Here is a 231-nt window from a genome sequence, read left to right on the forward strand (position 1 = left end):
TAAATAAACAGGCAGAGTAGACGTTAACGTTTTCCCTTCCCCTGTTTTCATTTCAGCGATATTTCCGTCATGAAGCGCCACGCCCCCCATGAGCTGGACTTTGAACGGAAACATGCCGGTTACGCGGCGTGAAGCTTCCCGAACAACAGCAAATGCTTCCACAAGAAGATCATCAGTTGTCGCCCCTTTTTCAAGGCGCTCTTTAAATTCAATTGTTTTATGTTTCAGCGC

At 46.8% G+C, this 231-nt stretch carries 1 protein-coding gene; it reads right to left on the minus strand.

Translation table 11 applies throughout. The features are described from left to right. The coding region (locus ACSNOH_RS35440) for a hypothetical protein (protein WP_436725537.1) at window positions 1–231 on the minus strand (231 nt) is incomplete at both ends.

This window comes from Streptomyces sp. URMC 127, from assembly GCF_051386535.1.
Lineage (GTDB): Bacteria > Actinomycetota > Actinomycetes > Streptomycetales > Streptomycetaceae > Streptomyces.